12 protein-coding genes are annotated in these 9264 nt (G+C 65.3%); 4 read left to right on the top strand and 8 right to left on the bottom strand.

What is annotated here, in order from left to right:
- The 3 genes from JOZ00_RS00700 to JOZ00_RS00690 form a co-directional block, all read right to left on the bottom strand.
- Positions 1–879 (bottom strand): class I SAM-dependent methyltransferase (locus JOZ00_RS00700; RefSeq protein ID WP_293338438.1); only part of this gene is annotated, 879 nt, incomplete at its 3' end.
- A 73-nt stretch (positions 880–952) separates the two neighbouring features.
- Complete coding sequence (locus tag JOZ00_RS00695) at positions 953–1588, bottom strand: TetR/AcrR family transcriptional regulator (RefSeq protein WP_293338436.1); 636 nt, start codon at positions 1586–1588, stop codon at positions 953–955.
- Complete coding sequence (locus JOZ00_RS00690) at positions 1588–2574, bottom strand: pirin family protein (protein WP_293338434.1); 987 nt, start codon at positions 2572–2574, stop codon at positions 1588–1590. The genes JOZ00_RS00695 and JOZ00_RS00690 overlap by 1 nt, the downstream gene beginning before the upstream one ends.
- Before the next feature lie 149 nt (positions 2575–2723).
- Between JOZ00_RS00690 and JOZ00_RS00685 the strand changes: the two genes are divergently transcribed.
- On the top strand, positions 2724–4175 hold the full coding sequence (locus tag JOZ00_RS00685) for a chloride channel protein (protein ID WP_293338433.1): 1452 nt from the start codon (positions 2724–2726) through the stop codon (positions 4173–4175).
- A gap of 11 nt (positions 4176–4186) precedes the next feature.
- On the opposite strand, the gene JOZ00_RS00680 is transcribed toward JOZ00_RS00685, so the two are convergent.
- Positions 4187–4735, bottom strand: coding sequence for a DNA starvation/stationary phase protection protein (locus JOZ00_RS00680; RefSeq protein WP_293338431.1), 549 nt, complete (start codon positions 4733–4735; stop codon positions 4187–4189).
- 88 nt (positions 4736–4823) lie between these two features.
- Positions 4824–5735 (bottom strand): DNA-3-methyladenine glycosylase 2 family protein, encoded by a 912-nt coding sequence (locus JOZ00_RS00675; RefSeq protein WP_293338429.1) that lies wholly within the window; start codon positions 5733–5735, stop codon positions 4824–4826.
- A gap of 56 nt (positions 5736–5791) precedes the next feature.
- Here JOZ00_RS00675 and JOZ00_RS00670 point away from each other — a divergent pair, with 56 nt between their 5' ends.
- Positions 5792–6193 (top strand): nuclear transport factor 2 family protein, encoded by a 402-nt coding sequence (locus JOZ00_RS00670; protein ID WP_293338427.1) that lies wholly within the window; start codon positions 5792–5794, stop codon positions 6191–6193.
- Here the strand turns inward: JOZ00_RS00670 and JOZ00_RS00665 are convergent.
- On the bottom strand, positions 6187–6567 hold the full coding sequence (locus tag JOZ00_RS00665; RefSeq protein ID WP_293338425.1) for a DUF427 domain-containing protein: 381 nt from the start codon (positions 6565–6567) through the stop codon (positions 6187–6189). The genes JOZ00_RS00670 and JOZ00_RS00665 overlap by 7 nt on opposite strands.
- Positions 6568–6685: 118 nt before the next feature.
- Between JOZ00_RS00665 and JOZ00_RS00660 the strand changes: the two genes are divergently transcribed.
- Positions 6686–6856, top strand: a complete 171-nt coding sequence (locus JOZ00_RS00660; RefSeq protein WP_293338423.1) for a hypothetical protein — start codon at positions 6686–6688, stop codon at positions 6854–6856.
- Between the two features lie 4 nt (positions 6857–6860).
- Here JOZ00_RS00660 and JOZ00_RS00655 read toward each other — a convergent pair whose 3' ends face one another.
- Both JOZ00_RS00655 and JOZ00_RS00650 read right to left on the bottom strand, forming a co-directional pair.
- Positions 6861–7907, bottom strand: coding sequence for an NAD-dependent epimerase/dehydratase family protein (locus JOZ00_RS00655; RefSeq protein WP_293338421.1), 1047 nt, complete (start codon positions 7905–7907; stop codon positions 6861–6863).
- Complete coding sequence (locus tag JOZ00_RS00650; protein ID WP_293338419.1) at positions 7904–8410, bottom strand: nuclear transport factor 2 family protein; 507 nt, start codon at positions 8408–8410, stop codon at positions 7904–7906. The genes JOZ00_RS00655 and JOZ00_RS00650 overlap by 4 nt, the downstream gene beginning before the upstream one ends.
- 87 nt (positions 8411–8497) lie before the next feature.
- On the opposite strand from JOZ00_RS00650, the gene msrA reads away from it, so the two are divergent.
- Positions 8498–9010: a peptide-methionine (S)-S-oxide reductase MsrA gene (gene msrA / locus JOZ00_RS00645; protein WP_293338417.1), complete on the top strand. Its 513-nt coding sequence runs from the start codon at positions 8498–8500 to the stop codon at positions 9008–9010.
- Positions 9011–9264: the final 254 nt, after the last annotated feature.

The raw sequence follows: 9264 nt of genomic DNA, 5'->3' as shown, positions 1-9264 counted from the left end.
GTCGGGGACCGAGCGGCCCAGCCTGGCCATCTCGTCCCGATTGTCCACACTGTGGACGTGCCAGCCGTGGTCCGTCAGCCACTGAGCGGCGTCCGAACGGTCGGGTTCGTGGTAGGTCAGCGCCTGGACGTTGACGTCCAGACCGAGCCGTTCCCGCATCCGCAGCCAGCGTTGCGAGTTGCTCCGCGAGTTGATGCCGAACACCTCGACAGCAACCTGGCTACCCGGCGCGCTCAGCCCGGTAAACAGCTCGAACAGCCGGTCCTGGGCGTCGCTCGGCAGGTAGGGCAGCAGTCCTTCGGCCAGCCACGCCGTCGGCTGGGTGGCGTCGAAACCGGCGCTGGTCAGGGCCGCCGGCCAGTCATCGCGCAGATCCGCGGGAACCGGCCGCCGAATCGCGGTGGGGACGGACCCGTGCTGCTGCAGAATTCCGGTCTTGTACTCCAGCACCTTGGGCTGGTCGATCTCGTAGACCACGGTCCCGGTCGGCCAGTCCAGGCGGTAGGCCCGCGAATCCAGGCCCGCCGCCAGAATCACCACTTGCCGAATTCCGGCGCTGACGGCGTCGGCGAAGTACTCGTCGAAGAAGTGGGTGCGCACGGCCTGGTAGTCGATGCCGGTTCGATGTGCGCGCCGTCCGTGCTGGTCACCGTCGAGCCAGGTCAGCTCCGGGTCAGCCAGCCGGGCCCAGGCGGGGCCGGCGGACGAAACCAGGAGCCGCGCGAATTCGTCGCGAATCAGCGGATTGGTCCCGGCGGTTTCTGCAGCGCGCGACGCGGCGACACCCAACGCGGTGGCGCCCACAAGTTCGGTGATGGCCCACGAATCGCCCGCGGTTCTGCGCGATTCAGGCAGTGGGGAGTCATTGAGATCAGTCATGACCCCACCATCGTACCCGTATAAGTTAGGCAAACTATACGGTTTGTGCGCGACCTCACTCGCCCGTGTCGCGTCAATCCTCAGGCTGCCAGAACACGCCTTCCAGGAGCTGCCGCAGCGTTCCGGTGATCGCCAACATGCTCTGGTAGCTCTCGACGTAACCCGCGTACAAACCGACGCCACACAGTATGACGAGCAACGATTCGATCAATGCCGGTACATCGACACTGGTGGCGATCTCGCGGCGCTCGATTGCGTCGTTGACCACGTTCAACAAGAATTCACGAGCAATCCGCACCGAATCGTTCTCGGTTCCGCTTAATTCCGGATGCCGTTGGGATTCAAGTATTCCGGTGATTATGAAAGCCGATCCGGACGGGTTTTCGGTATTCGCTTTCACGGCCGCGGAGATGAAAGCCGTCAGCCGTGCCACCAGCGTGGTCTCGCGGTCCGCCCACTCCATGCCGACGCCGAGGATGGATCTGTTGGTGTCCTCCAACACCTCCCGGTACAGCGCCCGTTTGCTGGAGAAGTAGTGGTTGATCGCCGGCCGCGTGAGATCGGCACGCGCCGCAATTGCTTGGAAAGTTGCGCCGTCATAGCCGCGTTCGCTGAACACAAGACGCCCGGCTTGCAATATTCGCTGCCGTGTCTCATCTGCCTTCGCGGCGGGCGGTCTGCCCGGCCGGCGACTCCCCGTAGGCGCCATTAGGGAAGTGTGCCACTCCCGCGATGCGGCATTAACGCATTTGGCGGAATGCTGCCGAACTTCCCGGCCTGATAGTCCTGCAGCGCCTCTATCAATTCGGCGCGCGAGTTCATCACAAATGGGCCGTAGTGGAATACCGGTTCGCGAATCGGCTGCCCGCCCAGCAGCAGCACCTCCAGCGCGGTCGTGCGCCGCGAATCCTGGACCGCGTCGGCACCCACGGTGATCCGGTCGCCGGGCCCGAGGACCGCCAGCTGACCCTGGTGAATCGGGTGCGCCAACGGACCCACATATCCGTTTCCGGACAACACGTACAGCAGTGCGTTGAAGTCACGCCGCCACGGAATGTTGAGCCGCGCGCCACTTTCAATCGTGGCGTGCGCCAATGTGATTGGCGTGTGGGTGATCCCGGGTCCCCGGTGCCCATCGATCTCACCGGCGATGATGCGGAGCAGCGACCCCCCGTCGTCGGAGGTCAACAACTTCGCGTCGCCACCTTCGATGGCCTGATACCGGGGTGGCACGAACTTGTCCTTCTTCGGCAGGTTCACCCACAGCTGGATGCCGTGGAACAGTCCCCCGCTGTCGACCAGTTCGGCCGGCGGCGTCTCGATGTGCAGGATTCCCGAACCGGCCGTCATCCACTGGGTCGCACCGTCGGCGATCAGGCCGCCGCCGCCATGGGAGTCCTGATGCGCGAACTTGCCGTCGATCATGTAGGTGACGGTTTCGAAGCCGCGATGCGGATGCCAGTCCGTACCCCTGGGCTCTCCCGGCTGATATTCCACCTCGCCCATTTGGTCCATGTGCACGAAGGGATCCAGCGCGGCGGCGCTGACGCCGGCAAACGCGCGGACGACGGGAAAGCCCTCGCCCTCGTGGCCTCGCGGGCCGGTGGTGATCGATCGGACGGGCCGCTCGGTGTCGGTGGGCGCGGCGGCGCCCACCCGCGGCAGCGTCAGGGTGTTCGCGGTGACAGCAGGCATGTTTACCTCCTCGTTCGTGATATCTGCCGGTATAACCGGACTGCAGTCCATTTATTCCGGCTCCACCGAGTCGTGACGAGTCACCGCTCTGAATAAGATTGCCTGGTGCTCGGGGGACCTCGGCAGAAATCGCGCGGCGGGCCTGAATCGTGAGCGAGCCCGCGGAAGACAAACCCCATCCCTCCTTCGCCTCGGCTTTCGGTGCAGGCGGACGATTCGGGGCGGCGATCCGGCACTCGGGCTACCTGCAGAAATGGTTGGTCCTCGGCGTCGTCATCGGTGTCATCGCCGGCCTGGGCGCTGTCGTCTTCTATCTCGGGCTCAAGTACACCGGCCAATTTCTGCTGGGGTACCTGGCGGACTACCACACCCCGACGCCCGTTGGCGAAGGTGGCAGCCACGGTTCCGCCGGATTTCGGCGTCCGTGGGCGATTCCATTGGTGACGACGGGCGGCGCGCTGCTGTCCGCGCTGATCGTCACCCGGTTCGCTCCGGAGGCGACCGGTCACGGCACCGATGAAGCCATCGAGGCCGTGCACAGCGATCCCCGCGCCATCCGTTTCCGCGCGGTGCTGGTCAAGATGGTGAGCAGTATGTTGACCATCGGCTCGGGTGGTTCGGCCGGCCGCGAGGGGCCGACCGCGCAGATCTCGGCCGGCTTCTGCTCCTTGCTGGCCCGACGCCTAAACCTGTCCGACGAGGACGGCCGGACCGCGGTGGCATTGGGCATCGGCGCGGGGATCGGAGCGATCTTCGCCGCGCCATTGGGCGGGGCGGTGCTAGCGGCATCGATCCCGTACCGCGACGACTTCGACTACCGATCCCTTCTGCCCGGCTTCATCACCTCGGGTACCGCGTATGCGGTGCTCGGAGCCTTCCTGGGGTTCGATCCGCTTTTCGGCTACATCGACGCCGAGTATCGCTTCGAAAAGGCCTTGCCCCTGCTGTGGTTCGTCGTGCTCGGTCTGGCCGCGGCGGCCGTGGGCTACCTGTACGCCGAATGCTTTCACTTCACCGTGTCACTCGCGCACCGGCTTCGCATTCCGCCCCTGCTCAAGCCGGCGCTCGGCGGTTTGCTGGTCGGCCTGCTGGGACTGCTGGTGCCCCAGGTGCTGGGCAGCGGCTACGGCTGGGCACAGCTGGCGGCATCCCGAGATTCGCTCATGCACATCCCGTTGTGGGTCGTGCTCGCGCTCCCGGTCGCAAAGATCGTCGCCACGTCGTTGTCGATCGGCAGCGGTGGGTCCGGCGGGTTGTTCGGTCCGGGAATCGTCATCGGCGCCTTCGTGGGAGCCGCCGTCTGGCGACTGGGCGAGCTGCTCGCGCTCCCGGGGATTCCCCACGAGCCCGGTGTTTTCGTTGTCGTCGGGATGATGGCGTGTTTCGGCAGCGTCGCTCGCGCGCCGCTGGCGATCATGATCATGGTCGCGGAGATGACGGGTTCGTTTTCGGTGGTGCCCGGAGCCATCCTGGCCGTCGGGATAGCGGCACTGGTGATGTCGCGGACCAACGTCACGATCTATGAAGCCCAGCGGCTTAACAGGGAGACCGCCGAAGCCGAGCGTACGCGCTCAGCCTCGGCGGTCCCTGAAACCGAATAATCCTGCGATAGCTAGGATTTGCGACGCGCGGAGCGCGCGGCGGACTTCTCGGTGGTCTTACCCTCGTGGCTCAGCTGCCCGCCCGAGCTCTCCAGGTGCGCTCGGACGAACCACTGGAACTTCTCCAGGTGTCCCGCCTGCCCGATCAGCATGTCCTGCGTCACCTGGTCGAGTTCGTCTGTCTCGTCGATGGATTGGCGAATGTCTTCGATGACGCCGGTGTAGACCAGATCAAGCGCCGCCAAGTGCGCCTGCACCGTGTCGCGCCCGACCGAGTAATCGTCCCAGGTGCGGTCCTTGATGATGGCGCCCGGCGTGCCCTGCGGCGAAGCACCAAGGGCCGCAATGCGTTCGGCGACGTCATCGGCGAAACCGCGCACCGCTTCCACTTGCGGATCGACCATCTCGTGCACGCCAATGAAGTTCGGGCCAACCACATTCCAGTGAACATGCTTAAGCGTGAGGTGCAGATCGTTGTAGGTGCTCAACTGCTTTTGCAGCAACTCGCTGAGCCTGGCGGCCTGCTTATCGGTCAATCCCGGAATAGTGAACTGGGTCATTACTGCCTTCCTGTGTACCTCTGAAGGAGTTCGCATTTGACACTTGTCCTGTTGAGTACCCGGTGGGCCACCTGGAAAACGCGACGGATCAAAGCGAATGGATTTGCTGAACCGGCAGCCGGGCGCCCCGCCGCGGTTCGTAGGCCAGCCCGCTGACTTCGAGCAGCCGGACCACCCGTTGGCGGTGCGGCCGCATCGGTTCGAGCAATTCGAGCATCCCCGCGTCGTCGACCGGATGACCCACCAGGGTCCAGCCGATCATCTTCGGGACGTGGTAGTCCCCCACCGAAACGGCATCGGCGTCGCCGAACGCCCGTTGCGCGGTTTCGGCGGCGGTCCACTCGCCCACGCCCGGCAACGATGTGAGGGCTTGGCGGGCCTGCTCCGCCGGCAGCGATACCAACCGTTCCAGCGCGCCCGCCCGTCGCGTGCAACCCACCACGGTCTGCGCGCGTCTCGGATCGACATTGGCGCGGTGAAACTCCCACGACGGGATGTAGCGCCACGCCTCGGCCGATGGCGGGACCCGCATCCGGGCCGGCGCCGGACCGGGTGCCGGCGTCCCGTACTTCGACACCAGCAGCCGCCATGACCGAAACGCGTCGGCGCCGGGCACCCGCTGCTCGATCACGGCGGGGATCAACGCTTCGAGCACCTGTCCGGTGCGGCCCAGGCGAAGGTGCGGGACGCGTCTGTACGCGGCGGCCACCGTCGGATCGGTCGGCACGAAATCGGAGGCGTCATCCTCGAGGCCTAGCATCGCGGGCAGCGAATCGAGGAACTCCGGCGCACCGCTGCCCCAAGCCGCGCAATGCGCGGTGTCTGCGGCGACTCGGCTGATCCGGGCCGTCACCGGTCCCGTCGGCAGCAGGCTCGTCCGCCAGATCGTGCCGTCCCCGGGCAGCTGGAAGCATGGATCACCGGGGCCCCGGCGCAGCGGCGCCAAGGTGTGCCCGAAGCTGGCCGCCCCGGGAAACGCGACCGTACGCTCGCTTTTCACCGCATCACTCTCTGCCCTGATTGACCGCTAACGATGTCCCCAGTCAATATTGCGTTGTGACGACGCCGTTCGATGACCCGCAGGGCGAACTGGCTTGGATGTTTCTGGAGAGTACGAGCGAGGGCGGCGATCTGGACGAGGGCTTCGCGCTGCTCAGCGATGACTTCAGCTATTGGACCCTGCACACGCGCACTTCCTGCGACAAGAAGACCTTTCGGCAGGCGATCGAGCGGCGCAAGCGCGACCTCGAACTGACCATCGACATGGTGAGCTGTCTCAACGAGGGCGAGACGGTGGTGGTGGAGGCGCAAGCCTTCGGCACCACGACCGACGGCGCCGACTATGACAGCCCGTTCGTGTGCATCTTCGACACCCGCGACGGGCTGATCGTCTCGATGCGCCTCTACAGCGACACCCGGGCGCACGAGGCCGCGCTTCCCGGGTGGACTCCCTACTGAGCCGAGACGGTGATCTCGGCTTTGTCCGGGTAGAAGGCGACATGCCCCGCGATCGCCGCGACAGCCGGGTAGGGCTGCTCGTAGGTCCAGATCACGTCGTCGACGGTGTCACCGGCCGAGGTCGTCACGCTGTAGTAGCTGGCGTCGCCCTTGAAGGGGCAATACGTGCTGGTGTCCGTGCGGGTCAGTCTCTCCTGAGCCACGTCGCCCAGCGGAATGTATTGCACCCCAGGGATAGTCGCTTCGCGCAATTCGAGCGCGGCCGTCGTGTCGGCGATGACCTCGCCGTTGACGCGGACCTGCACCCGTCCCTTCGTCGGCTCGATGGTGATCGGATGTCCGGCGCTTGGCTCTAAGACTTGGCGGTGGGCCATGGTTTCCTACCTCCTGAAGACGCGGTAATGCGTGCAACACCGATCGGTGGCCGAGGCTTCCCACGCTACCTCCGGGTACGTTGGCCGACGGCAAGCAATCGTCGCCGAAGGAGTCCCGTTGTCCGTACCGCTGCCCGCCGGATTGATCGACCTGCTGCGCCGCCCCAGCCCGTGCTTCGAGGACCTCTCGCACCAATATCTGGGCCGGCCCTACCCCAACTTCAGCGGTGTACCCGAGACCCGTTTTATCGTCAGCATCAAAGCCGATTCCGTCACCGAAACGGGCTGATAAGTCACTCGGTCGGCGTAAAGCTGCTGTCCTGCTTGTCTTTTCGCGGGGTCTTCATCGCTGCCCAGAACCGCGCCGCCTCGCGGATCGATTCCTCGACCGGCCGCGGCTGCCAACCTAATTCGCGCTTGGCCTTGCTGCTGTCGACGTCGGCCTCGGCGCGCATCATCCGCACCGACGCCAGGCTGAGTTGCGCATCCGTACCCGTGAGCTTGGCCTTCAAGGTTCCCGCCGCGGCCATGGCATAGAGCATCGGGACCGAAATCGCGCGCTGCGGCGGCGGGACGCCGGCCTCGTCGGCCGCGATCCGGATCGAATCGTTGAGCTTCATCATCTTCTCGGAGACGAGGTACCGCTCCCCGATGCGGCCGTGTTCGGCCGCCAGAATCATGGCCCGGGCGGCATCGTCGACGCCGACGACTTCCAGCTGAATGCCGTTCATCAGGAACGGCAGCTTGCCGAAGACCGCGCCGGCGATGAACGCACCGTGCGGGGTGCCGCCCCAGTCGCCGTCGCCGTATGTGGTGGACACGCACATCGCGACGGCGGGCAGGCCGGCCTCGGCGACGTAGCGCATGACCAGGTTCTCGGCTTGGACCCGGGATTGCACGTACGGTGTCAGACCCCGCGGGCTGATCACGTCGTCCTCGGTGGCCACGTGGCCGTGCCGGCGGCCGACGGTCGCGTAGGTGCTGGTGAAGATGAACCTGCGCAGATCGGGCTGCTTCACCGCGACGTCGAGGACGTTGCGCAGCCCTTCGACGTTGGTGAGGAACAACGGCGCCGTGTCGCGCAGCCACGCCCGGGTGTCGACGACGCAGTAGTAGACGTCGTCGACGCCGTCCATCGCCTCGCGCACCGTGGCGGTGTCGAACACGTCTCCGTAGAAGCGGGTGAGTTCGAGGTCGTCGATGGATCGGGTGTTGGCACCCGCACGCACCATGGCCCGCACCTGATGTCCGCCGGCGACGAGTTGGCGGGTCACGTGTGAGCCCAGAAAACCGTTGGCGCCTATGACAAGCTTCGGGCCAAGCTCGGGTTTGGTGCTCACCGGGCGCCTCCGTACTGCTGCATGAATTGCGCGGCCTCATCGTCGAGGGTGCCGAGTTCCTTCGCCTTCTGGCACCACTTCATCGCGGCTTGCACGAAGCGCAGCGGGTTGTAGATGTCTTCCTGCTGACGCCACAGGCCGTCCCCGGCGTAGGTGATGATCGAGATGTTGGTGGCGGTGATGACGCTGCCGTCACCCGGATCTTTCATCGGATTGTCGAGTTCCATGATGATGCGCCCGCTGGATTCGTCGATCACCGACCACAGCGACGGGAACGCGACCATGTGGCTGCCGGGAAAGCTGCCCATCGTCCGCCGGATCCACTCGCGAACCTCGTCGCGGCCGTGCATGGTGCCCGCCGCGTGTTCGATGTACAAGACGTCGGGTGTGTAGTGCTGGACCCACGCGTCCCAGTCCTGCGATTGCGCGGCCGCATCGACGGTCGCTTCGAATTTCTCGAATGCGGCAGCCAGTTCGCTACGGGAGAACACCTGCGTGCTCATGATTTCGCGGCTCCGTTGCAGCTCATCGGCGGAGTGTAGCCTGGGCTTGAGTTTGCCCGAGTCGAGGCCCGACAAGGAAGGCACGCAATGACAACCACCCAAAAAGCGATCCTGGCCGGCGGCTGCTTCTGGGGGATGCAAGACCTCATCCGCAAACAGCCGGGCGTGATTTCGACCCGGGTCGGCTACACGGGTGGCGACGTCCCGAATGCGACCTATCGCAACCACGGCACGCACGCCGAGGCCATCGAAATCATCTACGACCCCACGGTCACCGACTACCGCACGATGCTCGAATTCTTCTTCCAGATCCACGATCCGACGACGAAGAACCGGCAGGGCAACGATCGTGGGATGAGTTACCGGTCGGCCATCTTCTACCTCGACGACGAACAGAAGCGCGTCGCGCTGGACACCATCGCCGACGTGGAGGCGTCCGGTCTGTGGCCGGGCAAAGTCGTCACGGAGGTCAGCCCGGCCGGCGACTTCTGGGAGGCCGAGCCCGAGCACCAGGACTACCTGGAGCGTTACCCCAGCGGTTACACCTGCCACTTCATCCGCCCGGGCTGGAAACTGCCCCGGCGAGCTACCGCGGGTTAGTAGCTGGGTCGGTCAATTGCCGCTGCCTCGCGGTAGTGGATTCGCCCACGGTGTGGGCCACCACCGACTTTGGCGCGTGACGATGTCTGCCGCCACATCGACAAGTAGCAAGTTGGGTCCGAGAATCTAACGCAGCATGTGGAGCACACCCGCGTGGGCGCGCTCACGCACTGCGTGAAAAGTCCGCTCACGAAGGGAATTCGGGCCCATGTCTGCTCAACCGACCGTCTGGGATGTCACTTACGATTTGCTGC

The sequence above is a fragment of the Mycobacterium sp. genome, assembly GCF_019243155.1.
Lineage (GTDB): Bacteria > Actinomycetota > Actinomycetes > Mycobacteriales > Mycobacteriaceae > Mycobacterium.
This window is presented reverse-complemented; position numbering and strand designations above follow the sequence as displayed.

Excerpts from the sequence above, each read along its gene's own strand:
- JOZ00_RS00695 (WP_293338436.1), bottom strand. The coding sequence starts at position 1,588 with ATGGCGCCTACGGGGAGTCGCCGGCCGGGCAGACCGCCCGCCGCGAAG.
- JOZ00_RS00690 (WP_293338434.1), bottom strand. The coding sequence starts at position 2,574 with ATGCCTGCTGTCACCGCGAACACCCTGACGCTGCCGCGGGTGGGCGCC.
- JOZ00_RS00680 (WP_293338431.1), bottom strand. The coding sequence starts at position 4,735 with ATGACCCAGTTCACTATTCCGGGATTGACCGATAAGCAGGCCGCCAGG.
- JOZ00_RS00665 (WP_293338425.1), bottom strand. The coding sequence starts at position 6,567 with ATGGCCCACCGCCAAGTCTTAGAGCCAAGCGCCGGACATCCGATCACC.
- JOZ00_RS00650 (WP_293338419.1), bottom strand. The coding sequence starts at position 8,410 with ATGAGCACGCAGGTGTTCTCCCGTAGCGAACTGGCTGCCGCATTCGAG.
- msrA (WP_293338417.1), top strand. The coding sequence starts at position 8,498 with ATGACAACCACCCAAAAAGCGATCCTGGCCGGCGGCTGCTTCTGGGGG.